We start from the raw sequence: 26,261 nt of genomic DNA on the forward strand, positions 1-26,261 counted from the left end.
CGCCGTGAGGATCCGGCCGTCCTCAGCCCAGGAAGTGGAAGGTCGGCGCCGGGTGCATCAGGAACTCGTGATGCGAGATGTTCCACGCGTAGGCGCCGGCCATGGTGAACGCGATGCGGTCCCCCACCCGCAGCTCCGCCACCGGGACCCGGCTCGCGAGCATGTCCTTCGGCGTGCACAGCTGCCCGCTGAGGGTCACCGGCTCGTCCAGGGCGGCCGGGCGCGGCCAAGGCCGCTCCCACTCCTCGACGGGCAGCACTGTGAAGGGGTGGTCGTGGCCCTTGGCTGCGGGGGTGCGCATGTGGTGGGTGCCGCCGCGCAGGACCGCGAAGGCCTGGCCGTGACTGTGCTTGAGGTCCAGGACCTCGGTGACGTACCAGCCCGCGTGGACGGTGAGCGCCCTGCCCGGTTCGATGCGCAGGGTGAAGCCGGGGTGGCGCTCGGCGAGTTCGCCGAGGCCCTTGCCGTACGCGGCCCAGTCGAAGCGGGTGTGCGGCCGGCCGTAGTCGACGGCCATGCCGCCGCCCACGTTGACCTCGCTCAGGCCGAGACCGTGCCGCTCGTCCAGATCCCGGGCCCACTCGGTGACGCGGGTGGCGACGGCCAGCTGGGCGGCCGCGTCCAGGCCACTGGCCAGGTGGGCGTGGATGCCGCGCAGCCGCAGCCGGCGCCCCCGCAGCAGCGGCAGGCAGGCCTCGGCGCGGCGCGGGTCGAGCCCGAACGGGCTGGGGCGGCCGCCCATGGCCAGCGCCGCGCCGCCCAGGTCACCGTCCCCGACGGGGAGGTTGACGCGCAGCAGCAGGTCCACGGGGGAGTCGCCGGGCCGTTCGTCGGCGAGGCCGGCCAGGATCCGCAGCTCCTGCTCGCTCTCCACGTGAAAGCGCTCGACGCCCAGTTCGAGGGCCAGCCGCAGCTCGGCCTCGGTCTTGCCGGGCCCGCCGAAGGCGAGCGGGAGGCCGGGCACGGCCTTGCGGACGTGGGCCAGCTCGCCGCCGGAGGAGACCTCGTAACCGCTGATGTGCGGGGCGAGTGCCCTGAGGAGCTCGGGGGCGGGGTTGGCCTTGGCGGCGTAGTACAGCTCGACGCTCTCCGGCAGGGCGGCCCGTATGCCGCGGGCGTGCTCGTCCAGGGCGGTGAGGTCGTGGACGTAGGCGGGGAGTTCGCCGGCCGGCAGCCGGGCGGCGTGGGCGGCGACACGGGGGGTGATCACAGCGTGGTGCTCCAGGGTTCGGCCGGGGACTCCGCAGGGTCGTCCGCCAGCACGGTGAGCAGGTCCGACACCAGCGGCGAGCCGATGCGGGCGTATCCGGCGTGCCGGTCGGCCTTGCGCTCCCAGCGGGTCAGCAGATTGGCCTTGGCGGGCAGGGGCACCCCGGCGACCAGGGCGCGCAGCAGCGGCGGGTTGCCGTGGGCGGCGGCCCGTGCGGCCAGCACCCGGCGGACGGCCGACCACAGTTCGGGCTCGAGGTGGGGGTGGCGGTCGGCGAGCGCGGCGAGCACCTCGGCGAGGTGGTTGACGAGCAGGCAGTACACGACGCGGTCCCAGCCGCGCTCGCGGTCGTACGTCATGGGGCGGGCCACGTCGCCGGGGAGCGCGGCGAGGGCGGCCGCGTGGTGCCCGGGGAGCAGCTTGGTGCCCTCCAGGTCGCGCAGGAGGACCTGCCGGGGCATGCCCTCCGCGTCGACGCCGACGACGACGTTCTGCAGGTGGGGTTCGAGGACGACGCCGTGGTCGAAGTAGGCGGCCAGCACCGGGGGGACGAGCAGGTTCAGGTAGGCGTCCCACCAGGTGAGGGCCGCCTGGGGGCCGGTGCCCGCCAGGAGCCGGGAGACCTGGGCCGGGCCGGTGGGGTACTCGTCGGCGACGGCCGCGGCCAGCAGGGCCGTCAGGCCGGGCGCGAGCCGGGCGCCCAGGCCCTCGCGGAAGATGACGCCGAAGCCCTCGGCCAGTTCGCGGCTGCCCAGGTCCAGGGTGCGGTAGGCGGGCTCGCGCAGCAGCTCGGTGCCGGGGAAGCGGGCGGCCAGGTCGGCGGCGACCGGTTCCAGGAGCCGGGTCAGGGCGACGGCGCCCGTCAGCTCGTACTCGGCGTTCTTGCGCAGGCAGTTGGTGATCCGCACGTTCAGGCTGAACTTCAGGAAGTCCCGGCCGTCGTAGAGGGTGCGCACGGAGGCGGTCGGGCCGAACTCGGCGCCGCGCGGCCCGAGGTCGAGGACGTCGCCCCGCCCGAGGGCCGACCGCAGGACGGGGTGGTCGCGGAGCATGCCGTACTGCCAGGGGTGCGCGGGCAGCAGCACATAGCCCTCGGGGACGCCGCCCTGCCGGTCGAAGGCGGCCGTGGCGGCCGCGGTGGCGGACTCCTCCCGCACGTACTCACGGCGGACGGCCAGGTGGCGCAGGGCGAAGCGGGCGCGGGCCTCGGGGGCGTAGCGGTTCCAGTCCTCGGGGGCGCCGGTGCGGGCCTTGGGGGTGGGGTGGAAGCGGTGGCCGAAGAGCAGGGACTGCTCGGAGTCCATGTAACGGTCGGCGGGCGCGGCCGGTTCGTCCTGCCCCTCCGGCTGCCGGGCGGCCAGGGCGGCGCCGACGCCGGCGTGGCTGGAGGCGACCTGGCCGAGGAACTCGTCGTTGCGGACGCCGGTGCGCAGTTCGAGCTCGCGGTGGATGTACTCGGCGAGGCCCTGCCAGGACAGCTCGGACCAGGCGCCGTCGCGCTGTTCGGTGACGGGACCGGTGAAGCGGTGGGCGCCGATCAGGGAGGCGCGGCGCAGCCGGACGCGGAGCAGGGTGCCGCTGCGGGGCAGGCGCAGCAGCAGGTGCCCGTCGGTGACGGCGGTCTGGTGCTCGGGCCCGGAGACCTCGCGGAGCAGGCAGTTCAGCAGGGTGTGGGCGACCACGTGGTCGGCGGTGACGGTGCCGGCGACGGCGGAGGGCAGTACGGCCGTGGAAGGGGCGGCGGGGGCTGAGGAGGCAGCGGGGGCTGAGGACATTTCAGCGACTCCAGCGGAGGAGGGTAGACGTGCTGACGAGCGCCGTCAGGGCTGCGACGGCGGATCCTGCGACGATGGGGGCGGCCGGGCCCCAGACGTCGTTGGAGGCGGCGGCGACCGCTCCGGCGACGACGGCCCCGGCCTTGGATATGAGCTCCAGGGACCCGAACAGCCGGCCGGGTCTGCGGCCCCGGCAGGCGTCGGCGGCGAGCGCGGACAGGCTCACCAGCCCCAGCGTCATGCCCGCGCCGAGGAGCAGCCGCAGCACGACGAAGGAGGCCAGGGAGGTGGCGCCCCAGTGCCCGGCGAGGGCCACGGCCACCAGGGCGAAGCCGGTCACGGCCGCCAGGCGCGGGCGGGGCGCTGCGAAGGTGTGCACGGGCTTGGCCAGCAGCGGGTAGCACACGTGCGGGAGGGCGAACAGCAGCCCGCTGACGGCGGAGCCGAGCCCGGGCAGCCGCCCTTCGACCAGGGTGATCAGGTACGGGTAGGAGATGACGGTGGCGAGGACGAAGGTGAACTCCAGGACGTAGAGGGTGCGCAGTGAGCCGCCACCCTCCCCCCGCGGCTCCTCGCCGCTCCCGTCGTCCGGCACGGGCTCCTCGGCGCGCGGCGGCTCGGGAAGCGCGGCCAGCATCACGGCGGCGGCCAGCGGCAGCACGGCGAGCAGCGCGTACTGGCGGTGCGGGGAGACCCACGGCGAGAGCGAGCCCACCACGACCGGCGCGGCGACGAGGGCGAGCCGGGCGGCGCCCTGCATCAGGGTCAGCGCCCAGGACAGGCGCTGCCCGTCGAGGGCGGCGGCGAGGTAGCCGTTGGAGGCGGCGAAGGTGCCGCCGAGGATTCCCTGCAGGACGAGGGCGGCGGCAAAGGCGGGCAGGCTGTCCGCCCAGCCGGCGAGCAGGAAGGAGACAGCGAGGCCGAGCTGGGCCCGCAGCAGCAGGCGCTTGCGGCCGTACCGGTCGGCGAGCCGCCCCCACAGGGGTGCGCCGGCGGCGCCGAACACGGTCGGCACGATGTACAGCAGCCCGGCCCACCTGCCCTCGCGGTCGCCCAGCGAGGGCAGGATGGCGGTGAGGTAGGGGGGCAGGCCCAGGGCGGCGAACGAGGCGACGAAGTAGCAGGCGGCCACCGCGTGGATCTGCCGGGTGTGCAGGGTGGCGGGCGCTCGCTGCCGGGCACGGTCCAGCACGGCGGTCACCGGACGCCCTCCCGGAGGTAGTTGGGCCCGGTGACGTAGTGCTTGTTGATGTCGGCGGCGCCGGAGCGCTCCTTGGTGAGCAGGGTGCCCGCGGTGATCATGGCCTTGACTGGTAGCCGGCCGGCGTCGAGGACACGGGCCCGCAGCACGGCGGCCGGGCCCGGGGTGAGGCGGGCCGTGGCCTCGGCGAGCCGGTCGCGCAGCTGCCGCAGCCACCCGTCGAGCGGCCCCCGGCCCAGGCGGGCCAGCTCGAAGGCGAGGGCGCCCGCGCACAGGTGGACGGTGATGGTCGCGAAGACGTCGGCGACGGGGCCGTCGCCCGCCACGAGGATGCGCCGGTCGTCGAAGCCCAGCAGGTCCGCGGCCTCGCCGCCGATGCGGGCCGCCAGGCGCACGGCGTGCACGCGCGGCCCGTCGTTGTCCTTCAGCAGCAGCCGCAGCCGGGGCCGGCCGTCGAGCTCGTCGAGGACGACCGAGGTGTTCTGCTGGTGGGACTCCAGGGCCGTGCCGTAGGAGAAGAGGGTGGTGTGCCAGTCCAGCAGCAGCGTCAGGTAGGCGTCGACGAAGGCGACGAGCGAGCCGCCGTAGTAGCGCTCGGCGAGCGCGTCGGCGACGAGACGGCCGTCGGGGGTGCGGGCCAGCAGCCCGGCGACGGTCACGACGTGCGCGTCCTGCAGTCCGGCCGGGTAGCGGCGCACGAGGGCCGCGAGGAGTTCGTGGCCGGCCCCGAGGTGGGTGCGTTCGTCGGCCAGGAGCACGGTGCCGGCGAAGCGCGGCTCGCGGACGATGATCTCTTCGAGCAGCCGCTGGCCGACCTCCCCGTCCAGCAGGGTGCCGGGCTTGATGGTCCGCCGGTTGCGCGCGCCCAGGGTGGCGGTGGCGAGCGGGAGCTTGAGGTGGACCGCCGGGTCGTCGGCGACCGCGACGGTACGGGTCGACAGGGTCGGGGTCACCTCCAGCCAGGGCTTCTCGGCCAGGTGCGCGGAGCCGGTCAGACCGGTGGCGCGCAGGGCCTCGGTGAGCGGGGCGCCCGCGGTCAGGGGGTGGACGGGCAGCGCCAGGTGGGTGGCGTCCAGGCGGGGCAGGCCCAGGGCTGCGGGGGTGGGCCACCAGTGCGGCAGCTCGGCGCGTTCACCGGTGACGGCGTCGTGCGGGAGGGCGAGCCAGCGCAGCGGGAAGGAGGGGTGGAACTCGGGGGCATACGCGCGCAGTTCGTCCTCGCTCAGGCCGGCGCGGGCGCGGCCGGTGGGGTAGACGGGGTGGTCGCGGAAGGCGGCGAGGGTGTCGTAGGCCAGCGAGCCGCGCAACCCGGTCCACCCGGCCGTGGAGCGTCCGTACGTCGCGGCCAGGTGCCCGACGACGTCCTCGCGCACCCGGCCGTGCAGCCGCATGGCGGCGAGTGCCTCGTCGCACTCGGCGAGGAAGGCGTCGAACCCGGCCCGGTCCTCGGGGGCCGCGGCACCGCGCAGCCGGGCGAGCACCGGCCGCAGACCCCGCACCGGCCCGGCAGCCGTCTCCAGGACGGGCTCGCGGGCCTGGACCTCGCACTGGAAGCCCTCGGGGCCGACCGGCAGCAACAACGTTTCCTCGGTGACGGGGAGCCGGAGCCAGTCGCCGTCGGGGCGCCGCTCGGCGATCGCCTTGCTGCGCAGCTGATAAGCGTCCTCGCGCAGCAGGGTGCTGAGCACCCTGCCGAGGAGCTCGTCCTCCACCACGTCGTGCTCCGTCGCCTCCGTCACCGCCGTCGCAGCCGCGCTCATGAGACGATCTCCCATCGCTGGGCAGCCAGGAATTCCGCGACGGCACGGTCGATCCGGTCCTGGTCGGTACCGGTCGCCCGCAACACCCCCAGGTAGTCGCGGTTCGTGCGGTGGAGCGGGTGTTCCTCGCCGGGCTCGCGCATCGGCCGGTAGACCAGCCGGACGCCGTCGCGCTCGGTGTCGCTCGCCCCGGGCGCGGCCTTGAGGGTGCCGCCGCGCTCGGCGCACACGTACTCCATACGTACCCGGCCGTCCGTGCGCCCACCGAGATCGGCCGGAAGCGGCTCGCCGAGATGGGTGCGCAGGGTGTGTTCGAAGAGCGGGATGTCCAGCAGCTGCGCCAGGACGAGGTCGCACTGGTCGCCGATGGCCCGGTAGTTGACCTCGATGATGCGGGCGCGGTCGCCCTGGGCCACGTACTCGGTGTGGCAGATGCCGAAGCCGATGCCGAGCGCCTCCAGCTGGGCGATGACCTGCTCGCTGTGGGGCTGCGGCAGGGCGGGCAGGAGGTCGAGGCGCTCCTCGATGAAGTACGGCAGCGGGGAGAGCTCGGTGCGGAAGGCGGCGAAGGCGTGCAGGGTGGTGCCGTCGCCGAGGGTCTCCAGGGTGTGGAGCTCCCCCTCCAGGTACTCCTCGACGACCAGGGCGGCATCGGGCCGCCGTGACCTGATCTCGCGGCAGCGGTCGGCCAGTTCGCCCGCGCTGCCGGCCAGGACGACGTCCTCGCTGGCCACGCCCTCGCGGGGCTTGACCACGCAGGGGAAGGGCATGCCGTCGAGGCGGCCGTCGGTGAGCGCGGCCGGTTCCTCGCCGGAGGCGAGCTCGGCGGACCGGACGGTGTCCAGCCCGGCCTCGGCGAGGCTGCGGCGCAGCTGGGCCTTGTTCTTGGCGCGCAGGGCGGCGCGCCAGTCCTTGCCGGGCAGGCCGAAGTAGTCGGCGGCCAGGGCTGCCTGGGTCTGCAGGTGGTCGCTGTTGGTGAACACCGCGTCCGGCGCGCCGAGGGCGGCGATCCGCGCTATGACCTCGCGGAAGTCACGTACGTCGCAGGGGGTGACGGCCAGTTCGGGCAGGGGGTCGCCGCCCTCGGCGACATGGCGTTCGTAGGCGCGCCGGTGCGCTTCGGGCTGGTCGGTGAGGAGGGTGACGGCCAGGCCGAGCCGGGCGGCGGCGGGCAGGAAGCCCTCGGTGACGGAGTCGGTCGGATTGAGCGCGAGAAGATGCAGCCGCACGGGGGCACCTTTCGGTAGGGCAGGGGTGTGGGTGGGGGTGTTCCGCCGGGCCGCGCCGCACACGCGGCCCGGCGGAACGGTGGGGAGGAGGGTCTGGCGGGGTGTGGTGCGGGGGCGCCCGGGAGCCGGGCTGCGTGGGGGCGGTTACCCGGGCCTCGTTGCTGGGGGGGCGGTTACCCGGGTTCCGTTGCTTGCGGGGGGGGTACTTGGGGCGGTTAGGCGGTTACTTGGGGGCGGTCACTGGGGGGTGGTTACTTGCGGGCGGTCACCTGGGGCGGTCACTCGCGGGCGGTCACCTGAGGCGGTTACTTGGGGGTGGGGACGCCGGCGGCCTTGGCGATGTCGTCGACGACGCGGTTGGCGGCCTGGATGCCGATGCCGGACATCCACGTCTCGTCGGGCACCTGGAAGACCTTGTCGTTCTTGACGGCGCCCAGGCCCTTCCACAGCGGGTTGTCCTGGACGGCGCCCTGCTGGGTCTTCTTCGGGTCGTCGGCGACGGTCACGAAGACCAGGTCGGCGTCGGCCTTGTCGATCTGCTCCGGGGAGACCTCGAGCATGGGCTTGTCGACGTCCTGGGACGCGGGGCGGCGCAGGCCGATGTCGCTCAGGACGATGCCGCTGAAGGACTGCTTCTGGTAGAGGCGGGTGGGGCCGGCGACGAAGCGGACGACGGACGCGGTCGGCGCCTTGCCGTCGTTCTTCTTCTTGATCTCCTCGCCCAGCGCCACGGCGCGCTTCTCGTACGCGTCCATGGCCGCCTGCGCCTCCTTCTCCAGGCCCAGCGCCTGGGCGTGGACCTTCAGGTTCTCCTTCCAGGGGGCACCGGTGGTCTCGGTGAAGACGGTGGGGGCGATGCCCTTGAGCTTGTCGTAGACCTTGGCGTGGCGGACCTTGGAGGACAGGATCAGGTCGGGCTTGAGCGCCATGATGCGCTCGATGTTGGGCTCCGCCATGGGGCCCACGTCCTTGGTGTTCTTCACCTTGGCCGAGAGGTAGGCGGGGAAGCCGCCCTCGGTCTTCATGTGGGGGGAGACCGCGCCGACCGGCTCGATGCCCAGCATGGTCACGTCGTCCAGTTCACCGGTGTCCAGGACGACGACACGCTGCGGCTTCCTGGTGATCTCCGTCGTGCCCATGGCGTGCTTGACCGAGCGCGGGAAACCGGCGCCGGCGGCGGGCGCGGCGTCGTCCGTCTTCTTGTCGTCGCCGCACGCGGTGAGCGCGGCCGCACCGATGATCACGGTGAGGAGCGCGGCGGACACTCTGCGCATGCGGTGTACGGCTGGCCGGAGCATGGTCATGGTGGGGTTCCCTCTCGAGCGGTTGCGGATGTGGGGGGTGTCAGGAGGCTGCGGGCAGTCAGGAGGCTGCGGGCGCCACACGTCTGCGGCAGCGGGCGCGGGGCACGACCAGCGGGGTGCCGGTCTCGGGGTCGGGGACGACCCGGCACTCCACCCCGAAGACCTTCTCGACGAGTTCGGCGGTGAGGACCTCCGCCGGCGGGCCGGCCGCGGCCGGGCGGCCGTCGCACATGACGACCAGGTGGTCGGCGTAGCGGGCGGCCTGGCCGAGGTCGTGCAGGACCATCACGACGGTCCGTCCGGCCTCGGCGTTCAACTCCTCGACCAGGTCGAGCACATCGAGCTGGTGGCGCAGGTCGAGGAAGGTGGTGGGCTCGTCCAGGAGCAGCAGCGGCGTGTCCTGGGCGAGGGCGAGGGCGATCCAGGCACGCTGGCGCTGGCCGCCGGAGAGCTCGTCGACGGCCCGGTCGCGCAGCGCGTCGGTGCCGGTGCGCGCGAGGGCCTCCTCCACGGCGGCCCGGTCGGCCTTCGACCAGGGCGAGAGCATCCGCTGGTGGGGGTAGCGGCCCAGGCGTACGAGCGCTTCGACGGTGATGCCGTCGGGGGCGACGGCCTGCTGCGGGAGCAGGCCCATGCGGCGGGCCAGTGCGCGGGCGGACATCCGGTGGATGTCGCTGCCGTCGAGGGTGACGGTGCCCGCGGTGGGGGCCAGCAGCCGGGCCATGCCGCGCAGCAGGGTGGACTTGCCGCAGGCGTTGGGGCCGACGACGGCGGTGACGGCGCCGCCGGGGAGCGTCAGGTCGACGCCGTCGACGACGACGGTGCCGCCGTAGCCGAGCCTCAGGCCGTGGGTCGCCAACTGGCCGGCGTTCGTCGTCGCGCTCATCGGGTGGCACTCCCAGCGTTGGGCTTCATATGACGCAGCATCAGTACGAGCAGCCAGGGCGCCCCGAGCGTGGCGGTGACGACGCCGACGGGCAGCCCGTGCACGGGCAGGACGTGCAGGACGACGAGGTCGGCGCCGAGCAGCAGGACGGCTCCGGCCAGCGCGGTCAGGGCGAGCGTGCCGGCGGTGGGCGGCCCGGCGAGGAACCGCACGATGTGCGGTACGGCCAGGGCCACGAAGCCGACGGGCCCGCTGAGGGCGGCGGCGACCGAGGCCAGCACGACGGCCAGGAGCAGCAGGTGCAGCCGGGCGGCCCTGGGCGGCAGGCCGAGGGAGCCGGCGGTGTCGTCGCCGAGGTCGAGGACCGCCAGCCGCCGGTGGCCGCCCAGGGCGAGGGCGAGCCCGGCGAGGATCGCTCCTCCCCCGGCGCCGGCCTCGGTCCAGTTCCGTCCGTACACCGAGCCGGTGGTCCACTGCAGGGCGGAGGAGGCGAGTTCGGCGGGGAACCGGACGATGAGGAGGTTCACGGCGGCGGCGAGGCCGGACTGCACGGCGAGGCCGACGAGAACGAGCCGGGAGACGGTGAACCCGCCCTTCCAGGCGAGCAGTCCGAGGAGTACGGCCGCGAGCAGTCCGCCGGCGAGCGCGGCGAGCGGGGTCAGCGCGGCCGACGCGCCCGAGGCGATGACGGCCACCGCGCCCAGGGACGCGCCGCCGGTCACCCCGACCACGTCCGGGGAGGCGAGCGGGTTGCGCGCGACGCGCTGCAGCATCGCTCCGGCGACGGCCAGCCCGGCTCCCGCCGCGACGGCGGCGAGCACCCGGGGCGCACGCAGTTCCTGAATGAGCATCACCTGGCCGCTGTCACCGAGGCCCACCAGCGCCCGCAGGGCGTCCACCGGCGGGATATGGACCTCACCGGTGCCGAGCCCGACGGCCGTCAGTGCGATGAGCAGGAGCACGGCGGCCGCGCTCAGCAGGGCGGTCCGCCGGCGCTGCCGGCCGAGCGCGCTCCCGGCTGCCGGGCGGGCGGCCGGCACGGTGGTGACGGGGGTCATCGCGCCACCTTCCGGGCGAGGAAGGCCAGCAGGGGCGCGCCGAGCAGCGCGGTCACGATGCCGACCTCGAGTTCGACGGGTCGCAGCACGAGCCGGCCGGCGATGTCGGCGGCGAGCAGCAGCAGCGGGCCCGCGATCAGGCAGCCGGGGATCAGCCGGCGGTGATCGGCTCCGACGACCTTGCGTACGAGGTGGGGGGCGGCGAGGCCCACGAAGGAGAGCGGGCCCGCGACCGCGACCGAGGAGGCGGCGAGCAGGATGACGGCGATGCCCCCGGCGGCCCGGATCCTGGCGACCGGGACGCCGAGCGCCTGCGCGGTGTCGTCGCCGAGCGCGAGGGCGTTGAGGGCGGGGGAGACGGCCAGGGCCAGGACGAGGCCGGCGACCAGCGGCACGGCGACGGGCAGCAGGATGTCGGCCTGCCGCCCGGCGAGCGAGCCCGCCAGCCAGAAGCGGGCCTCGTCCAGGGTGCGGTGGCTGGTGAGCATCACCGCGGAGGTCCAGGAGATGAGCACGGCGTCGAGCACGGTGCCGCCGAGTGCGAGCCGTACGGGGTCCAGGTCGCCCGCGCGGCGGGCGAGGGCGAGCACCGCGAGGGTGGCGAGCGCGGCACCGCCGAAGGCGAAGGGCAGGTACTGGGCGGGGTGCGAGAGGTGCAGCGCGTAACTCGCGACGACCACGGCGAAACCGGCCCCATGGTTGATGCCCAGCGTGGCGGGCGAGGCCAGGGGGTTGCGGGTGATGCCCTGGGCGACGGCGCCGGAGACGCCGAGGGCGGCGCCTACCACCAGGCCGATCACGGTGCGCGGGACGCGCAGGCCGGTGACGACCAGGCCGTCACTGCTGCGGTCCCCGTCGGCCAGGGCGTGCCACACCGTGTCCAGGGGCACGGCACGGGAGCCCGCGGCGAGGCTGAGCGCCGCGCAGAGGACGAGCAGGGCGAGCCCGCCGGCGAGCAGCAGGACCCCGCGGCCCGCCACCGGCCGCGGGGCGGCGGGCCGGGGCGGCCGGACAGGCCGGGCATCGGTCACGTTCACGGAGACGACCTTAGGTTAGGCAAACCTAAGTCTGTCAATTCCCCCTGGGCGTATGCCCGCAATGACCGTATTTCTTTATGAAGAGATGTCACCCGCGCCACCGAGGCGCCGGTAGCGCGCACGGCGTCCCGCGCGCCGTTCATGCTGGTCACGCGCCCTGAGAGCAGCCATTTCCGCTCCGATCACACGACCGATACTCGAAAGGAAGTCGCCTTCCTCTTCTACGATGCGGTCCACGATCCCGTTCGCCAAGAGGTCGGCGGAGCGTACTCCCTGACGCCCGGCGATCTCATAGGCGCGGTCCGTCGTGCGATAGAGAATCGCCGACGCGCCCTCCGGCGGCAGCGGCGAGAGCCAGGCGTGCCGCGCCGCCACCACCCGGTCCGCCGGAAGCAGCGCGAGGGCCGCCCCGCCGGCCCCCTGGCCCAGCAGCAGACACAGGGTCGGCGCGGGCAGAGTCACCAGGTCGGCGAGGCAGCGGGCGATCTCCCCGGCGAGCCCGCCCTCCTCGGCCTCGCGCGAGAGCGCGGCCCCGGCCGTGTCCACGACGGTGAGCAGTGGAAGGTCGAGTTCCGCCGCGATCCGCATCCCCCGCCGGGCCGCCCGCAACCCCGCAGGGCCCAGCGCCTGACCGTGGGCGGGCACGCCCGTCGCGGCCGTCTCCACGCGGCTGCCGCGATCGTGGCCGAGTACGACGCACGGAGTGCCGTCGAGGCGCGCAAGCGCGAGCAGAAGCCCCGGATCGCGCTCCCCCGCGCCCGTTCCACTGAGGAGGGTGACCTCGGTGGCAGCGGCGCGCAGGAGTTCACGCACGCCGGGCCGGTCGGGCCGGCGCGAGCGGCGAATCGATTCCTCGGCCGGGGGTGCATCGGAGCGTTCGCCAGGCGCGGATTCCGGCACGGGCGCGGGGACCGGGGCGTCGTCCGCGCACAGCACGGACAGCGCCCGCGCCGCCACCTCCGACAGCCTCCCGGCCGGCAGCACCGCGTCCACCAGGCCGTTCGCCAGCAGGTTCTCCGCGACCTGAACGCCCGCCGGGAACTGCTCGCCGTACAGCGCCTCGTGCACCCGCGGCCCCAGGAAACCGATGAGGGCACCGGGCTCGGCGGCGGTGAGATGACCGAGCGATCCCCACGAGGCGAGCACACCGCCGGTGGTGGGGTGCCGCAGATGGACGAGATAGGGCAGCCCGGCCGCCTTGTGGTCGGCGATCGCGGCGGTGACCTTCACCATCTGCAGGAAGGCGATGGTGCCCTCCTGCATCCGCGTACCGCCCGAGGCCGGCGCCGCCAGCAGCGGCAGCCGCTCGGCCGTCGCCCGCTCCACGGCCCGCACCAGCCGCTCCCCCGCCGCGACCCCGATCGACCCGCCCAGAAAGCGGAACTCGCAGGCCACCACGGCCACCCGGCGCCCGTCCACCCGCCCCTCGCCGGTGACGACGGACTCGTCGAGCCCCGTCCGCTCCCGCGCGGCGAGCAGGTCGGCCCGGTAGCCCGCGTCGTCCGTGGTCACCGCGACGGGCGCGTCCCAGCAGCGCCAGCTGCCGGGATCCACGGCGGCCAGGATCAGGTCGAGTGCGGACGTGCGATTACTGAAGTCGGCCATGGTGACAGCCTGTCACGCCCCGGCGAGAAGGCCACCGAAGCCGCCGCCCGTGCGGGCCAGCACCTCGAGGTCGTCCAGTGCCCGGCGGGCCGCCCCGGCGGCGAGGGGATCGCGCTCGGCCAGGCCGCTGTCGGCGAACTCGTCCTCGTCCAGGCGCAGTACGGTGGCGCCGTCCGCCGAGACCCACAGGTCCAGGTCGAGGTCCTCGACGACGAGCGTGCCATGCCCGACGCGTGCCGGGCGGGTGACGTCGCAGTACCAGCCCTTCAGCGCCCCGCCGGCGCTCCGCACCTCCTTGACGGCGTACCAGCGGTCGCGCCAGTAGTGCTCGGTGAACACATCGCCGTCCTCGAAGCGCACGAAGCCGAAGTCCCGCGCCGCCGCCCCCGCCCACGGCGCCCGTACGACGACGTGCGTGCCGTCGTCGTACGCGACGACAGCGGGATACCGCACCTTGGTCCGGCCCGCCTTCCGCAGGACGACCGTCACGGTGCTGCCCACCGCCGGCCTCGTGGGTACCTCACTCATGACTGAACCTCGCTCCGTGCCTCGCCGCTGCCGAACAGCTGCAGCATTTCCGACGACGGAGCGCGGGGCCAGCGATTAATCCGTACGACCGCATTCTTGCCGGTCTTGATGACCAGCACGGCGGGCCCCGGCCGTCCTCCGTGGAGACGGCGGCCGGGGCCCCCTTCGGGCTCGGGAGCCGGTCAGGCCGCCTGGCTGCGCCAGGTGCCGAGGACTGCCTGGACGGCGGCGGAGACCCGGTTCTGCTGGGTGCGGTCGGCCCACAGGTGTGCGTCGTGCTCGGTGAGCTTGACCGTGTCACCGGTGGTGGTGACGGTTGCGGTGAAGTTGAACTGGCGGGTGGCGCGTCCGCTGCCCGAGCGGTAGTCGAAGTGGCCGAGGTAGTCGCCGACGGCGGTGACCGTCAGGCCGGTCTCCTCGGCGACTTCCCGCCGCAGGGCCTCGATCAGGTTCTCGCCGTCGTCGACGCCGCCGGAGGGCAGCTCCCACAGCCCGCCGAGGTAGTCGTCGGCCGTACGGTGCAGCAGGAGGACCTTGCCGTCGCTGTCAGTGATGACGGCGCCGACGACGGTCTTGGTGATGCCGTCCCGTTGGGCGGCTCGGGCGAGGTCTTCGAGGAGGGCAGTGTCGACGGTTGGCATCACAGGAGGTCCTTGTGGTGGGCGGCGACTTTGGCGATGGCCTGGGTGTAGGCGCCGACGAGGGGGATGTCCTCATCGCGGTGCCAGACGGGGAGCTTGAGGGTCGTTGCGTGCACGTGCTCGGCGGCGGGGAAGTCCCCGGGGACGGGGCCCCGGCGGTCAGCGTAGCCGGGCAGCAGGGCCCCGGGGTCCTGGAGCAACGGATGGGTGGCGAGCGGGCAGGTGGAGCCGGGCTGGTCCGCCTCGGTGGCGCATTCGGCGTGGACGGCGTCGAGGAACCGCTGGAGCGGGAGTCCGCCGAGCTCGGCCGGCTCGTACCGCAAGGGCAGGGCGTACCAGGACGGTCGCGCGGAGACCGGCACGTGCGGCACACGGATGCCGGGCACGTCGTCCAGGGCGGCGCACATGCGGGCCGCGATGGCCTGGCGCCCGGCGAGGTAGCCGTCCAGGCGGGGCAGCTGGGCGTGGGCGAGGGCTGCGGCGAGCGGGTGGATGCGCAGTTTCAGGCCCATGCCGGTGACGGCGAAGCGTGCGAGCGGGTGGTTGGCCGGGATCTCGCGGTGGCACCGCTTGTTGTACTGGCCGTGCAGCAGGACGCGGTAGTACAGCTCGCTGTCGTCGGTGGCCACGAACCCGCCTTCGCCGGCAGACAGCGGCTTCGGCCCGTTGAGGCTGAATGCCGCAGCGGCGCCGAAGGTACCGGTGCGCTGGCCGTTCCAGGTGGCGCCGTGGGCGTGGGAGCCGTCCTCCAGCAGCATCAGGTGGTGCTCGTCGGCGAAGGAGACGAGGGCGTCCCTGTCCTCGGGCAGGCCCCACAGGTGCACGGCGACCGCGGCCTTCGTGCGGGCGGTGATGCGGCGGGCGGCGTCGTCGAGGTCGAGCTGTCCCGCCTCGTCGACGTCGGCAAGTACGGGGTGGGCGCCGAGGTGGAAGAGCGGGGTGGCGGTGGCGTGGAACGTGAGCGCCGGGACGAGCACCTCGTCCCCCGCGGAGATCCCGGCCGCGGCGTACATCGAGTGCAGCGCGGCAGTGCCCGTGCAGGTGGTCACGACGTGCCGGACACCGAGGTACGAGGCGAGCGCGTCCTCCAGCTCGGCCACGACGCCGGAGCGGTCCGGGATCGAGACAGCCGCCTCCAGCTGGCCGGCCACCGCCTCGCGGTCGGGCTCGGCGATGGGCGGCCATGCGAAATGCGGACCCGGGGTGGTGATGACGGGTTCGCCGCCGAGCAGGGCGAGCGGGGAGTCGTTCATGCCAGGAACTCCTTCGGGTCGGCCGAGCGGGCGGTGGCCTTGGAGGCATAGGCGGCGGCCAGGAACGCGGCGTGCGGCAGGTGCACGGCCGGCCCGGACGGGTTGGGGCTGCTGCCGTCCAGGACGCGGCAGAAGCGGTCGATCTGCGCGCCGGGCGCGCATGGCCAGGCCGGTTCCCGCAGCAGCGCCTCGACCACTTGCCCGGCCGGGTCGAGGCGGCGCACGGCGCCGCGCTCGATGACCACGGTGCCGTGCGGACCGGTGACGGCCAGGCGCTCCGTCTTGGGACCTGCCGAGCGGGAGACCAGCAGCGAGCCGTACAGGCCGGAGTCGTAGGCGAGGTGGACCAAGGCGGTGTCCTCGGCGTCGTAGTCGGCACCCGGTGCGGCGGCGGCCGAGATGTCGGCCAGTACGCGGTCGGGCAGGCCCAGGTACCAGATCAGCAGGTCGATGAGGTGGTAGCCCATGTCCGCCAGGCACCCACCGCCCGCGAGTTTCGCTTTGCCGCGCCAGCCTGCGGCCGGGTCGGGGCAGTGGAGGGTGTATCGGCCCTCGACCAGGTACGGGGAGCCGATCTGCTCCAGCAGCCCGGCGGCGGCCGCATAGAGGGGGTGGAGGCGGCGCTGAACAGTGACCATCAGCTCGATGCCGGTCTTCTCGCACAGCGCGGCCAATTCGGCGGCGTCGCGCGGGTCGGTGGCAAACGGCTTCTCCTTCATCACATGCACCCCCGCCCCGGCGCACGCCTCGACGACGTTCCGGCCGACGTGATGCGGCACCGCAGCGACGACGAAGTCCGGCTTCACCTCGTCCAGGAGGCGCGCGAGGTCGGTGAAGCCGGGGACCTGCCACTGGCCGGACTGCGCGGCCACGCGCTGCGGGTCCACGTCGCACACGGCGGCGAGCTCGGCAAGCCGGCAGCCGGCCAGGGCGGGAAGGTGGTCCTTCTGGGACTGGCCGCCGAGCCCTACAACGGCGGCCCTCTTGATCGTGCTCATCGCTCACACCTCTTCGAAGGCGAGGCGGTGGCCCGCCGTCTGCGTGCCACCTGCCCTTCGAGGACACCGCGGCCGCCGCGCGCGCGGCAGGGCAGCTGCCGGGGCCCGCAAAGCCGCTTGCATCCGGTGCAAAGCCCCTGTCCTGGCCCGGCAGGCACCGCTACGGTGAGGGGCGGCGCGCCTCTCGTCTACGAGCGGGGACGGTATGGATGCGGTCAGAAGCACGGCCAGCGCCAGCGGTGAACGTGAATCCCGGTGAACTGGTCCGCCGCACGCGCAAGGAACAGCGGCTGACCCTGGCCCAGCTCGGGGTGCTGACCGGCTACTCCGCCGCCCAGGTCTCCCGGTACGAGCGCGGCGTGTCGCCGCTGACGGACGTGGTCGTGCTGCGGCGGTTCGCCGACGCGCTCCGCATCGCGCCCCAGGCGCTCGGCTTGACTCGCCAGCCAGACGTCCGACATGGGCGCGCGATCGGGCCAACCACCGCCTACCCCCGCCTTCCCAGCCCTAGGGTGGCGGATACGACTCGGGAGGACGGTGAGGGTCCGGTGCGGCGCAGGCAGTTGCTGGCGAACCTCGCGGTCACCGCCGTCGCAGCCGCTGGCGCCCCCGTCCTGCCGAGCAGCGGGACGCCGGTGAGCGAAGCCGCGCTCGGCGAGGTGCTCGTCGGCCGCGTCCGCGACGCGATGCTCGGCCTTCACGCCGGCATCGCCATCCCGCCCGCGGCCGCTGTGCACACCGACCTCGCGCGCGCCCTGGCCGACTTCCACACCTGCCGCTACGGCAGCCTCGCCGTCCGCCTGCCCCGGCTCATCCACGCCGGCCACGCAAGCGGCGACGAGGGCTCGCTGCTGGCTCAGAGCTATCTGCTGGCCACCCGCATGCTGATCAAGCTCGACGAGCAGCAGCTCGGCTGGATGGCCGCCGACCGTGCACGCCAGAGCGCCGAAGCGAGCGGCGACGCTCTGCTGGTCGCCGAAACCGCCCGCCAGCTCGCCGTCCTGGCGCGCAAGGCGGACTGGCATGAGCAGGCGATGTCCATCGCCCTGACGGCCGCCGACCACCCCGGCCTGCGTGGGGGCGGGCCGGACCATGCCGCCGAGCGCGGCCTGCTGATCCAATCCGCCGCCTACACCGCCGCTCGCGCCGGTGACACGGCCGGGATGCGGGAACTGACCGGCGAAGCCGCCGCCATCGCCAAGGAGCTCGGCGGCACCACCCTGCTGCGGGACCACGGCGGCGGATTCAGCCCCACCACCGTCCAGCTCCACCGCATCTCCGCCGAGAACTCCGCCGGCGACCCCTCCACGGCACTCGCCGCCGCCCGGGCCATCGCCCCGCAGAGCCTGCCCAGCACCGAGCGCCGGGCCCGCTACTACACCGATATCGCCGCCGCGTACGGACGATGGGGCCGCCGCGACGACTGCATCCGCGCACTGCTGGCCGCCGAGCACCACGCCCCCGAAGAGACTCACGCCCGCCCCGCGGTCAAATCCCTCGTCTCGGGCCTGATGGTCTCCGGACGCACCACCACCGAACTCCGCGGGCTCGCCGCCCGCGTCGGCGTCCTCATCTGGCATCCGGTACGTACGACGGACACCGTCGTTGAACCAGGACGTGGCGGATAAGCCGAGCACGACGGCATAGCACGCCTGGGCGCGGAGTCACCGAGTCACCGAACCGGCCCTCGTAGGGTGACGGGCATGAAAAGACATGTCGCGTTCGAGCGCCTGCACAACTTCCGTGACCTGGGCGGTTACTCCACCGGTGACGGACGTACAGTGCGCTGGGGCCGGTTGTACCGGTCCGACTCGTTGGCCAAACTCCAGGGTGAGGACTGGGATCGTTTCCTCGCCCTCGGGGTGCGCACCGTGATCGACCTGCGCTATCCGTGGGAGATAGCGGCGAAGGGCCGGGTGCCGGACGAGGACGGTCTGACGTACTTCAACTTCAGCGTCGAGCACCGGCCGTACGACCAGGCCGAGATCGACCCGGATGCCGACCCGTGGCGTTTCCTCGCCGACCGGTACGCCGAAGTCGCCCTCGACGGCGTCAAGGAGCTGAGCCAGGCACTGGAGGTCATCGCCTCGGACAGCGGCCCGCTGGTGTTCCACTGCGCCTCGGGCAAGGACCGCACCGGGATGGTGGCCGCCCTCGTCCTGTCCCTGCTGGGGGTGCCCGAGGACGAGATCGCCGACGACTTCGCCCTGACCGAACTGGCCACGGACCGGCTGATCGCCGACTGGCGTGCCGCCAACCCGGGCCGGGCCCTGAGGTGGCCCGGCTACGGGCGGGCACCGGCGGAGGTCATGCGCCTGTTCCTGTCCGACCTGGCCGCCCGCCACGGGTCCGTGCGTGATTACGCAGCCGATCAGCTCGGCGCCGACGACGAGCTGATCGCGGAGCTGCGCGGACGGCTCCTTGAGCCGTGACGGCTCCTAGGCGCGCAGGGCGGAGGTGAACGAGGACCAGGCGGCGGGGGTAAAGATGAGCACCGGGCGGTCGGGAGCCTTGCTGTCCCGGACGGGGACGATGCCGCTGACCGCTAGGTTGCGGGCGAACTCGACGCAGTTACCTTCATTGCCGCCGCTGTAGCTGGACTTCGTCCACGCTGCATTGACTATGTGGGGTGTGTTCATGAGTTCCATTCCTTCACGGCCTTACGAATGAAGGCCAGCGATTCCTCTGGGGACAGAGCGTCAGCGCGCAGCCGATCGTAGGTCACGTTTGCGTTCGCCACCGTGTCTGGCGAATCGATCACGTGACCATCGACTGGGTTCTCCACATAGAGCACATCTGGTTCGTCGTCGGCGAACTTCAGGACGATGAAAGCCATGTGAGACGCCGGCGCCCCGGAGCGGAAGGGGAGCACCTGGAGAACGACATGCGGGGACTCCCCCTGCTCGATCAGGTGCGCCATCTGCTCACGCATGACCTCGGGGCTCCCGACCATGCGCCATAGGCATGACTCGTCCAGGATGACCCACAGCAGCGGTGGGTTCTCGCCTTGCATGACTTCACGACGCTTGAGCCGCCGCGCGACCTTCTCGGCTGTCAGGTCGAGGTCGTCACGAGGATGGGCCTTCCGAAAGACGGCATTCGCGTATGCCTCCGTTTGCAGGATGCCGATGATGAAGTTCGTGCTGTAGTCCTGGATTACGGCGGCTCGCCTTTCGAGCCGTACGTACGACTCGAACCATGCCGGATACCCCCGCCGCGCGGCCCGCTTCCGCAGCCGCGCAAACGTACCCGGCGTGCCGAACACCTCGTCGCACGCCTTCGCGAACTCCGAGCTCCCCAGCCGCTCCCCCGCCTCCACCTTCGCGACGTACTGCTGCCCGTACTGTGCAGCCTCCCCCAGCTCCCGCTGGCTGAGCCCTCTGTCCGTGCGCCAAGCCCGCACCTCGCCGCCGAAGTAGGCGGCCCCGCTCTCAGGCTCGGTGTCGTTCCGCAGGTCATTGGCCATAACTCGCGTTCACCCCAGATGCGTTGGCGTGGCTCCAGACCTGTTGAGCGTAGGAGCGGAGCGCGACGCTGGAGGCGCAAGCAGTGAACGTCGCCCGCATGAGTGAGCGACCGTCCGACAGAGGTTCCGCATGCCCCATACCCCCGAACAAGCCAGCGAAGCGTCGCACGCCCCCGCCCGGGGCGAACTCGTCTGGGACACCACCACCAACCGCGTGGGCGAGGTCATGGACAACCGCTGGTCCCGCTGTCAGCTCCGGCCGCCCGCAGGCGGAACGGAATGGCACGCCGCACCGGAGAACCTCGTATCGGTCACCGTGCGCAGACCACGGTGCGAGGAGTGCGGGCGCATCAAGGACGCGTACTACACCGCGTCACGGGAGGGCGACGGCGCGGCGGCCGCCCACTGGGCGACGGCGATGGGGCTTCACCAAAGGGCGGCCCACGCATGAGGCGGCCCGGATGTGCGCACCCCGAGGCAGGGTGGACCGCCAGCCGCGGCATCGCGACGTGCGGGTCCTGCGGCGTGCGGCGCTTCCGTGAGTACGCGGCACTGTGGTGGCCCGGCAGGGGCGGCGACATGGGTGGCGCACCCCGCAGCAAGCCCACCGTCAGGACGACAGGGGTGCTGCTCCTGCGCGCCTGAGCCCCGCCGTGGGCCACTCCACCGCGCCGAGCGGGAGAAGCGCTTCTACTGCCGCCGCGCAGCCGGATGAGCAGGCCCTGGCGGGGATGGCACCACCTCATGGCACCACGATTGCGCCACCACATCTTGCGGTGGCGCCATCGTGGTGCCATGATGGCGTCATGGACCTTACGCCGTATGTCGACAACCTCCGGCACGAGCTCGCGGTCGCCGCCGATGCCGGCGGGGACGAGGCCCGCGCCCTGGCCGAGCGGCTCACCGCGCCCCTGGAGTCGGCCACCCGGCTGACCCTGCTGAACGCGCTGTCCGCCGCCATGGACGAGGTCACCCGCGACCTCGCGCCGGGCTCAGTCGACGTACGGCTGCGCGGGACCGACCCCGAGTTCGTGGTGACGCCGCCGCCCCAGGAGGCGTACGGGCGGGGCGAGGAGCCGGAGAGCATGCCGGCGCCCGCGCCCCCCGTCGCCGCGGACGGCGACGAGGGCAGCACGGCGCGCATCAACTTCCGCCTCCCCGCGCACCTCAAGGCCCGGGTCGAGGACACCGCCGGGCAGGAGGGTCTGTCGGTCAACGCCTGGCTGGTACGGGCCGTCGCCACCGCCCTGGAGCCCGGCAAGCCCGCCCGCTCCGCCGGCCGCAGCCGCCACCGGGGCCCGCAGAGCTACACGGGCTGGGTCCGCTAGCCGGACCGGCCCTCCGCACCACTTCTTCCTCACCCGCCTCACCAGCGGGAACACACTCCACAGCCACGAGGACGGAACAGCCATGCCTACTTTCGACACTCCCGGACCGATCTCCGTCGTCCTCGAATTCGACATCGGGACCGCCCGGATCACCGCCGGAAAGCGCATCGACACGGTCGTCGAGGTGCTGCCGGGCAACGCCGCCGCCGACATCGACGTACGGGCCGCGGAGCAGACCAAGGTCGTCTTCTCGGGCGGCACGCTCTCGGTCAAGGGACCCAAGAAGCGCTCCCTGTTCGGCAAGTGCGGCGCGCTCCGCGTGAGCATCGAGCTGCCGGCCGGTTCGAACCTGCGGGGCATCACGCCCATGGCGGACTTCATCTGCGAAGGCCGCTTCGGGGAGTGCCTGATCAAGACGTCCATGGGCGACATCCAGATCGACGAGGCGACGGCCGTGAACCTCAGGACCAGCCACGGTGACATCCGGCTGGACCGCGTGACGGGCGACGCCGAGGTCTACGGAGCGGGCCGGATCGAGGTCGGCGAGATCGCGGGCGCGGCGGTCGTCAAGAACGGCAACGGCGAGACCTCGATCGGCTCGGTCACCGGCGACCTGAGGGCGAATTCCTCCAACGGCCGCATCTGCGTCGACGTCGCCCACGCCTCGGTCAACGCCAAGTCCGCCAACGGCTCCATCCGGCTCGGCGAAGTGACGCGCGGCCAGGTCACGCTCCATACCGCCGCGGGCGACGTCGAGGTCGGCATCAACGAGTCCACCGCCGCCTGGCTCGACGTGCACACCGGCGTCGGCGGCGTGCACAACACTCTCGGCTCCTGCGACGGCCCCGGCTCCGCCGAGGAGACCGTCGAGGTGCGCGCCCGCACCGGCGTCGGCGACATCGTGATCCGCCGCCCCTGACCGGGTGACCGACCGCTCCCGGCGACACCCCACACAGACAGGACTGTCATGACCATGACCAATGCTGGGATCTCCGCGTCACCCGTCACACCGGCCATCACCGCCACAGGACTGTCCAAGTCCTACGGCGGGAAGACGGTGCTCGACGGCATCGACCTGACCATCCCCCCGGGCACGGTCTTCGCCCTGCTCGGCCCCAACGGCGCGGGCAAGACCACCACCGTGCAGATCCTCTCCACCCTCATCCCCGCCGACGCCGGCCAGGCGCGGCTCGCCGGCCACGACCTGGCCCGCGAGGCCGACGCGGTCCGTGCCGCGATCGGTGTCACCGGCCAGTTCGCGGCGGTGGACAACCTGCTCACCGCCCACGAGAACCTGATGCTCATGGCGGACCTGCACCATCTGCCCCGCCGCGAGGGCCGCCGACGGGCCGACGAACTACTGCGCCGCTTCGACCTCACCGAGGCCGCCAAGAAGCCGGTCACCACCTACTCCGGCGGTATGCGCCGCAAGCTCGACCTCGCGATGACCCTGGTCGGCGACCCGCGCATCATCTTCCTCGACGAGCCCACCACCGGCCTGGACCCGCGCTCCCGCCGCACCATGTGGGAGATCATCCGCTCCCTGGTCGCCGACGACGGCGTGACGATCCTCCTCACCACCCAGTACCTGGAGGAGGCCGACCAACTCGCCGACCGCATCGCCGTACTGGACGGCGGAAAGCTGATCGCCGAAGGCACCGCGGAAGAGCTCAAGCGCATCGTCCCCGGCGGCCACATCTCCCTGAAGTTCGCCGACCCGGCCGCCCTGGACCTGGCCGCGTCCCACTTCCCCGCCACCAGCCGTAACGACGAGGAACTCACCCTCCAGATCCCCTCCGACGGCTCCGTCCCCACCCTCCGCGCCGTCCTGGACGTCCTCGACAACGCCGGCATCACCCCCGAGACCCTCTCCCAGCACACCCCGGACCTCGACGACGTCTTCCTCACCCTGACCGGCTCCGACAAGCAGGAGATCTCCCGATGAGCGCCCTCTCCTACGCCGCCCGCGATTCCGTCACCATGTTCCGCCGGAACATGAAGCGCGCCGTGCGCTACCCGTCCGTGGTCGTGACCATCATCCTGATGCCGGTCCTCTTCCTCCTCCTCTTCAACTACGCCTTCGGCGGCGCGCTCGGCGCAGGAATCCAGGGCCCCCAGCTGAAGGGCGACTACATCGACTACATCGCCCCGGGGATCATCCTGATGACCGTCGCCACCGGCTCCATCGGTGCCGCGCTCGGCGTCTGCATGGACAAGACGGAAGGCATCGTCAACCGCTTCCGCACCATGCCCATGTCCCACGCCTCCTTCCTCACCGGCCATGTCCTCGGCAACCTCGTCCAGACCGCCCTCGGCACGGCCGTGGTCACCGCCGTCGCGCTCGCCATCGGATTCCGTCCCGACGCCACCGCCCTGGAGTGGCTGGCCGCCACCGGCCTCCTTGCCTTCCTGGCCTTCGCGCTGACCTGGATCTCGGCCGCCATGGGCCTGGTCGCCAAGACCGTCGAGTCCGCCTCCAACCTGCCCATGCCGATCACCCTCCTGCCCTTTCTGGGAAGCGCCGTCGTCCCCACCGACACCATGCCGTCCTGGATGCGCTGGTTCGCCGACCACCAGCCCTTCACCCCGATCAATGAGACCCTCCGCGGCCTGCTGATGGGCAGCGAGATCGGCGACAGCGGCGTCGTCGCCCTCGCCTGGTGCACCGGCCTGAGCCTCGTCGGCTACCTGTGGGCCCGCTCCGCCTTCCACCGCGGCGCCCGCCGCTGAACCGCCCGTCGTCCCACCACCCTCACCGGAGGACACCATGCGACAGGAAACCCCGGCACACTCCGCCGAGCAGACGGCCCAGGTGGTCCAGGAACTGCCGACGGCCCGCCCCGCGGGCTGCCCCTTCGACCCGCCCGCCGCGCTGGCGGAGCTGCGCGAACAGCAGCCGCTCGTCCGGATGCGCTACCCCGACGGCCACTTAGGGTGGCTGGCCACCGGTCACTCCACGGTCCGCGCGATTGCCGCCGACCCCCGTTTCAGCTCGCGGTACGAGCTCATGCACTCTCCCTTCGCGGGCGCGGAGTTCACCGAGCTCCCCCCGGCGCCGGTCGGCGACCTCACCGGGATCGACCCGCCCGGGCACACCCGCTACCGGCGGCTGCTGGCCGGTAAGTTCACCGTCCGCCGGATGCGCGAACTGACCGCACGCGTCGAGCAGATCGCCGCCGAGCACCTCGACGCCATGGAGCGGCACGGTCCGGTGGTGGACCTGGTGGAGGCGTACGCGCACCCCGTCCCGGCGCTGATGATCTGCGAACTCCTCGGCGTGCCCGAGGCCGACCGCGAGGTCTTCGCCTGGCGTGCCGCGGCGATCAGCGACCCGGACTCGACCCTGGAGCAGCGGATCGCCGCGCTGACCGGGCTCGGGGAATTCGTCCACGAGCTGGCGCTCGCCAAACGGGCCGCCCCCACCGAGGACATCCTCAGCGACCTGACGACCACCGATCTGACCGACGCCGAGCTCGCCGGCCTCGGCGGCTTCCTGCTCGCCGCCGGCCTCGACACCACCGCCAACATGATCGGCCTGGGGACCTTCGCCCTCCTCAGCCACCCCGGGCAGGCCGCCGCCCTGCGCGCCGGCCCCGCCCTCGCCGACTCGGCGGTGGAGGAGCTCCTGCGCTACCTGAGCATCGCCCACACGGGGGTCCGGGCAGCCCTGGAGGACGTCGAACTCGACGGGCGCCTCATCAAGGCCGGTGAATCGGTCACCGTCTCGATCCAGGCCGCCAACCGGGACCCGGCACGCTTCACCGACCCCGGCACCCTCGACCTGCACCGCAGGGCCACCGGCCATCTGGCCTTCGGCCACGGCATCCACCAGTGCCTGGGCCAGCAGCTGGCCCGCGTCGAGATGCGGGTCGCCCTGCAGGCCCTCTTCACCCGCTTCCCGGACCTGCGCCTGGCCGTCCCGCCCGGGGAGGTGCCCCTGCGCACCGAGGCGAACATCTACGGAGTGCACCGGCTCCCCGTCACCTGGGGCGAGGAGCCGGTCTGAACGCGTCCGCTCAGCTCACCATCGACGCGCAGTTCGCCGGGGTGGCGTGGTCGGGGTCGAGGGCGTTGGCGGCCTCGTGGAAGGCCACGCGGTCGATCGTGCCGAGGGTGAGGTGCAGGGAGATGTCGATGGGGCAGAGGTCCTGGACCAGGACGTTGCGGACGTCGGGCCCGGAGAGGAACCCCGTCGCGTAGGGCGTGACGACCTCGTCGTACCTGGTCGCGATCACGGTGTAGCGGACCCCGGGTACGGTGTCGCCGCCCTCGTTGAGACGCTTCATGAAGTCCGAGCCGACGACCTGGTCGCTCAGGCCGGGGGCGGTGCCGTGGAGCACGTCCCGCGCGCCGGGGACGAGGTCCAAGAGCCTGGTCAGCCCGGACAGGGTGGTGCCGTGGTTGCTGGGCGCGATGGCGACCAAGGCGCCCACCTTCTTCGCGCCGCCGTTGAACTTCATGTACTGACGGGGCATCATCCCGCCCTGCGAGTGGCCGACGATGTCGACCTTCTCGGCGCCGGTGGCGGCCAGCACCGTGTCGACGTCCACGGCGAGCTTCTCCGCCGACTTCGCGATGGGCCCCAGGCCGTGGAAGCCGGGGAGGCCGGGCAGCTTGCCGTAGTCGGACGAGTAGACGCAGTAGCCCCGGTTCACCAAGTAGGGCGCGAAGGCCCACCAGTTGGTCGTGGCGTTCTCGAGCGTCCCGTGCACGAGGACGACGGGCCGGGGGTGGGCGGCGGAGGGTTTGCAGGAATAGTCGTTCCAGCCACGGCTGACGGTTCCGGCGACGCCCGGGGCTGCGGTCGCGGTCCCCGGAACCGCGACGACCGCCACGGCCAGGGCCACCACGGGGAGCAATGAGCGCAACGGTCTACGGGGCCTACGGCGCAGCGTCACATGAACTCCTCGCAGGTGGGGGCCGGGTACGCCGAACAGCGCCGGCAACAGCTGTTACGGGCGCGTTAAAAGTGGGTTAACTTA

The 26,261-nt window shown here is 72.9% G+C and carries 26 protein-coding genes; 9 read left to right on the plus strand and 17 right to left on the minus strand.

The genetic code is table 11. From position 1 onward, the window contains the following. Positions 1 to 22: 22 nt before the first annotated feature. From AB0F13_RS14780 to AB0F13_RS14845, 14 genes are all read right to left on the minus strand, one after another. Positions 23 to 1,207 (minus strand): type III PLP-dependent enzyme, encoded by a 1,185-nt coding sequence (locus AB0F13_RS14780; protein ID WP_362080947.1) that lies wholly within the window; start codon positions 1,205 to 1,207, stop codon positions 23 to 25. Beyond that, positions 1,207 to 2,985: an IucA/IucC family protein gene (locus AB0F13_RS14785; RefSeq protein WP_362080714.1), complete on the minus strand. Its 1,779-nt coding sequence runs from the start codon at positions 2,983 to 2,985 to the stop codon at positions 1,207 to 1,209. Before AB0F13_RS14785 ends, AB0F13_RS14780 begins: the two co-directional genes overlap by 1 nt. Before the next feature lies 1 nt (position 2,986). Further along, positions 2,987 to 4,186 (minus strand): MFS transporter, encoded by a 1,200-nt coding sequence (locus AB0F13_RS14790; RefSeq protein ID WP_362080717.1) that lies wholly within the window; start codon positions 4,184 to 4,186, stop codon positions 2,987 to 2,989. Beyond that, complete coding sequence (locus AB0F13_RS14795) at positions 4,183 to 5,946, minus strand: IucA/IucC family protein (RefSeq protein ID WP_362080720.1); 1,764 nt, start codon at positions 5,944 to 5,946, stop codon at positions 4,183 to 4,185. The genes AB0F13_RS14790 and AB0F13_RS14795 overlap by 4 nt, the downstream gene beginning before the upstream one ends. Further along, entirely contained in the window at positions 5,943 to 7,175 is a 1,233-nt protein-coding gene (locus AB0F13_RS14800; protein WP_362080723.1) for a siderophore biosynthesis protein, read from the minus strand. The genes AB0F13_RS14795 and AB0F13_RS14800 overlap by 4 nt, the downstream gene beginning before the upstream one ends. Before the next feature lie 305 nt (positions 7,176 to 7,480). Beyond that, the gene (locus AB0F13_RS14805) at positions 7,481 to 8,449 is read right to left on the minus strand and encodes an iron-siderophore ABC transporter substrate-binding protein (protein WP_362080726.1); all 969 of its coding nucleotides are present in this window, start codon (positions 8,447 to 8,449) and stop codon (positions 7,481 to 7,483) included. Positions 8,450 to 8,537: 88 nt separating this feature from the next. Further along, a complete protein-coding gene (locus AB0F13_RS14810; protein ID WP_362080729.1) occupies positions 8,538 to 9,365 on the minus strand; it encodes an ABC transporter ATP-binding protein in 828 nt (275 codons plus the stop codon). Beyond that, entirely contained in the window at positions 9,362 to 10,423 is a 1,062-nt protein-coding gene (locus tag AB0F13_RS14815) for an iron ABC transporter permease (protein ID WP_362080732.1), read from the minus strand. Before AB0F13_RS14815 ends, AB0F13_RS14810 begins: the two co-directional genes overlap by 4 nt. After that, entirely contained in the window at positions 10,420 to 11,403 is a 984-nt protein-coding gene (locus tag AB0F13_RS14820; protein ID WP_362080950.1) for an iron ABC transporter permease, read from the minus strand. Before AB0F13_RS14820 ends, AB0F13_RS14815 begins: the two co-directional genes overlap by 4 nt. A 132-nt stretch (positions 11,404 to 11,535) precedes the next feature. Further along, positions 11,536 to 13,065 carry a carboxyl transferase domain-containing protein gene (locus AB0F13_RS14825; protein WP_362080735.1) on the minus strand — a complete coding sequence of 510 codons (1,530 nt, stop codon included), beginning with the start codon at positions 13,063 to 13,065 and terminating at the stop codon, positions 11,536 to 11,538. A gap of 12 nt (positions 13,066 to 13,077) precedes the next feature. Next, entirely contained in the window at positions 13,078 to 13,593 is a 516-nt protein-coding gene (locus AB0F13_RS14830; protein WP_362080737.1) for a DUF402 domain-containing protein, read from the minus strand. 182 nt (positions 13,594 to 13,775) lie between these two features. Continuing rightward, positions 13,776 to 14,234, minus strand: coding sequence for an NUDIX hydrolase (locus AB0F13_RS14835; protein WP_362080739.1), 459 nt, complete (start codon positions 14,232 to 14,234; stop codon positions 13,776 to 13,778). Next, positions 14,234 to 15,487, minus strand: a complete 1,254-nt coding sequence (locus tag AB0F13_RS14840; RefSeq protein ID WP_362080742.1) for an aminotransferase class I/II-fold pyridoxal phosphate-dependent enzyme — start codon at positions 15,485 to 15,487, stop codon at positions 14,234 to 14,236. The genes AB0F13_RS14835 and AB0F13_RS14840 overlap by 1 nt, the downstream gene beginning before the upstream one ends. Next, positions 15,484 to 16,485: a Gfo/Idh/MocA family oxidoreductase gene (locus tag AB0F13_RS14845; protein WP_362080745.1), complete on the minus strand. Its 1,002-nt coding sequence runs from the start codon at positions 16,483 to 16,485 to the stop codon at positions 15,484 to 15,486. Before AB0F13_RS14845 ends, AB0F13_RS14840 begins: the two co-directional genes overlap by 4 nt. Positions 16,486 to 16,724: 239 nt before the next feature. Between AB0F13_RS14845 and AB0F13_RS14850 the strand changes: the two genes are divergently transcribed. After that, positions 16,725 to 18,113, plus strand: a complete 1,389-nt coding sequence (locus AB0F13_RS14850; RefSeq protein WP_362080748.1) for a helix-turn-helix transcriptional regulator — start codon at positions 16,725 to 16,727, stop codon at positions 18,111 to 18,113. 75 nt (positions 18,114 to 18,188) lie between these two features. Then, positions 18,189 to 18,917 carry a tyrosine-protein phosphatase gene (locus AB0F13_RS14855; protein WP_362080751.1) on the plus strand — a complete coding sequence of 243 codons (729 nt, stop codon included), beginning with the start codon at positions 18,189 to 18,191 and terminating at the stop codon, positions 18,915 to 18,917. Positions 18,918 to 18,923: 6 nt separating this feature from the next. Here the strand turns inward: AB0F13_RS14855 and AB0F13_RS14860 are convergent, their stop codons facing one another. Further along, positions 18,924 to 19,124 carry a DUF397 domain-containing protein gene (locus AB0F13_RS14860; RefSeq protein ID WP_362080753.1) on the minus strand — a complete coding sequence of 67 codons (201 nt, stop codon included), beginning with the start codon at positions 19,122 to 19,124 and terminating at the stop codon, positions 18,924 to 18,926. Further along, positions 19,121 to 19,951 (minus strand): helix-turn-helix transcriptional regulator, encoded by an 831-nt coding sequence (locus AB0F13_RS14865; RefSeq protein ID WP_362080756.1) that lies wholly within the window; start codon positions 19,949 to 19,951, stop codon positions 19,121 to 19,123. Before AB0F13_RS14865 ends, AB0F13_RS14860 begins: the two co-directional genes overlap by 4 nt. 130 nt (positions 19,952 to 20,081) lie before the next feature. Here AB0F13_RS14865 and AB0F13_RS14870 point away from each other — a divergent pair, with 130 nt between their 5' ends. The 7 genes from AB0F13_RS14870 to AB0F13_RS14900 all read left to right on the plus strand — a co-directional run bounded on the left by AB0F13_RS14870 (position 20,082) and on the right by AB0F13_RS14900 (position 25,285). Further along, positions 20,082 to 20,402 (plus strand): hypothetical protein, encoded by a 321-nt coding sequence (locus AB0F13_RS14870; protein WP_362080759.1) that lies wholly within the window; start codon positions 20,082 to 20,084, stop codon positions 20,400 to 20,402. Then, entirely contained in the window at positions 20,399 to 20,596 is a 198-nt protein-coding gene (locus AB0F13_RS14875; protein WP_362080762.1) for a DUF6255 family natural product biosynthesis protein, read from the plus strand. The genes AB0F13_RS14870 and AB0F13_RS14875 overlap by 4 nt, the downstream gene beginning before the upstream one ends. A gap of 161 nt (positions 20,597 to 20,757) precedes the next feature. Then, positions 20,758 to 21,279: a hypothetical protein gene (locus AB0F13_RS14880; RefSeq protein ID WP_362080764.1), complete on the plus strand. Its 522-nt coding sequence runs from the start codon at positions 20,758 to 20,760 to the stop codon at positions 21,277 to 21,279. 82 nt (positions 21,280 to 21,361) lie between these two features. Then, positions 21,362 to 22,198: a DUF4097 family beta strand repeat-containing protein gene (locus AB0F13_RS14885; protein ID WP_362080767.1), complete on the plus strand. Its 837-nt coding sequence runs from the start codon at positions 21,362 to 21,364 to the stop codon at positions 22,196 to 22,198. 48 nt (positions 22,199 to 22,246) lie between these two features. Then, a complete protein-coding gene (locus AB0F13_RS14890; RefSeq protein WP_362080770.1) occupies positions 22,247 to 23,224 on the plus strand; it encodes an ATP-binding cassette domain-containing protein in 978 nt (325 codons plus the stop codon). Beyond that, positions 23,221 to 24,009: an ABC transporter permease gene (locus AB0F13_RS14895; protein WP_362080773.1), complete on the plus strand. Its 789-nt coding sequence runs from the start codon at positions 23,221 to 23,223 to the stop codon at positions 24,007 to 24,009. The genes AB0F13_RS14890 and AB0F13_RS14895 overlap by 4 nt, the downstream gene beginning before the upstream one ends. 37 nt (positions 24,010 to 24,046) lie before the next feature. Continuing rightward, on the plus strand, positions 24,047 to 25,285 hold the full coding sequence (locus AB0F13_RS14900; RefSeq protein WP_362080776.1) for a cytochrome P450: 1,239 nt from the start codon (positions 24,047 to 24,049) through the stop codon (positions 25,283 to 25,285). 10 nt (positions 25,286 to 25,295) lie between these two features. Here the strand turns inward: AB0F13_RS14900 and AB0F13_RS14905 are convergent, their stop codons facing one another. Beyond that, positions 25,296 to 26,147: an alpha/beta fold hydrolase gene (locus tag AB0F13_RS14905; RefSeq protein ID WP_362080779.1), complete on the minus strand. Its 852-nt coding sequence runs from the start codon at positions 26,145 to 26,147 to the stop codon at positions 25,296 to 25,298. Between the last annotated feature and the right edge of the window lie 114 nt (positions 26,148 to 26,261).

This window comes from Streptomyces sp. NPDC026206, from assembly GCF_040638465.1.
Taxonomy (GTDB): Bacteria; Actinomycetota; Actinomycetes; order Streptomycetales; family Streptomycetaceae; genus Streptomyces.

Coding starts and splice junctions, on each gene's coding strand:
- AB0F13_RS14785 (WP_362080714.1), bottom strand. CDS start 2,985: ATGTCCTCAGCCCCCGCTGCCTCCTCAGCCCCCGCCGCCCCTTCCACG.
- AB0F13_RS14795 (WP_362080720.1), bottom strand. CDS start 5,946: ATGAGCGCGGCTGCGACGGCGGTGACGGAGGCGACGGAGCACGACGTG.
- AB0F13_RS14805 (WP_362080726.1), bottom strand. CDS start 8,449: ATGCGCAGAGTGTCCGCCGCGCTCCTCACCGTGATCATCGGTGCGGCC.
- AB0F13_RS14810 (WP_362080729.1), bottom strand. CDS start 9,365: ATGAGCGCGACGACGAACGCCGGCCAGTTGGCGACCCACGGCCTGAGG.
- AB0F13_RS14815 (WP_362080732.1), bottom strand. CDS start 10,423: ATGACCCCCGTCACCACCGTGCCGGCCGCCCGCCCGGCAGCCGGGAGC.
- AB0F13_RS14825 (WP_362080735.1), bottom strand. CDS start 13,065: ATGGCCGACTTCAGTAATCGCACGTCCGCACTCGACCTGATCCTGGCC.
- AB0F13_RS14830 (WP_362080737.1), bottom strand. CDS start 13,593: ATGAGTGAGGTACCCACGAGGCCGGCGGTGGGCAGCACCGTGACGGTC.
- AB0F13_RS14835 (WP_362080739.1), bottom strand. CDS start 14,234: ATGCCAACCGTCGACACTGCCCTCCTCGAAGACCTCGCCCGAGCCGCC.
- AB0F13_RS14840 (WP_362080742.1), bottom strand. CDS start 15,487: ATGAACGACTCCCCGCTCGCCCTGCTCGGCGGCGAACCCGTCATCACC.
- AB0F13_RS14845 (WP_362080745.1), bottom strand. CDS start 16,485: ATGAGCACGATCAAGAGGGCCGCCGTTGTAGGGCTCGGCGGCCAGTCC.
- AB0F13_RS14855 (WP_362080751.1), top strand. CDS start 18,189: ATGAAAAGACATGTCGCGTTCGAGCGCCTGCACAACTTCCGTGACCTG.
- AB0F13_RS14860 (WP_362080753.1), bottom strand. CDS start 19,124: ATGAACACACCCCACATAGTCAATGCAGCGTGGACGAAGTCCAGCTAC.
- AB0F13_RS14865 (WP_362080756.1), bottom strand. CDS start 19,951: ATGGCCAATGACCTGCGGAACGACACCGAGCCTGAGAGCGGGGCCGCC.
- AB0F13_RS14870 (WP_362080759.1), top strand. CDS start 20,082: ATGCCCCATACCCCCGAACAAGCCAGCGAAGCGTCGCACGCCCCCGCC.
- AB0F13_RS14875 (WP_362080762.1), top strand. CDS start 20,399: ATGAGGCGGCCCGGATGTGCGCACCCCGAGGCAGGGTGGACCGCCAGC.
- AB0F13_RS14880 (WP_362080764.1), top strand. CDS start 20,758: ATGGACCTTACGCCGTATGTCGACAACCTCCGGCACGAGCTCGCGGTC.
- AB0F13_RS14885 (WP_362080767.1), top strand. CDS start 21,362: ATGCCTACTTTCGACACTCCCGGACCGATCTCCGTCGTCCTCGAATTC.
- AB0F13_RS14890 (WP_362080770.1), top strand. CDS start 22,247: ATGACCATGACCAATGCTGGGATCTCCGCGTCACCCGTCACACCGGCC.
- AB0F13_RS14895 (WP_362080773.1), top strand. CDS start 23,221: ATGAGCGCCCTCTCCTACGCCGCCCGCGATTCCGTCACCATGTTCCGC.
- AB0F13_RS14900 (WP_362080776.1), top strand. CDS start 24,047: ATGCGACAGGAAACCCCGGCACACTCCGCCGAGCAGACGGCCCAGGTG.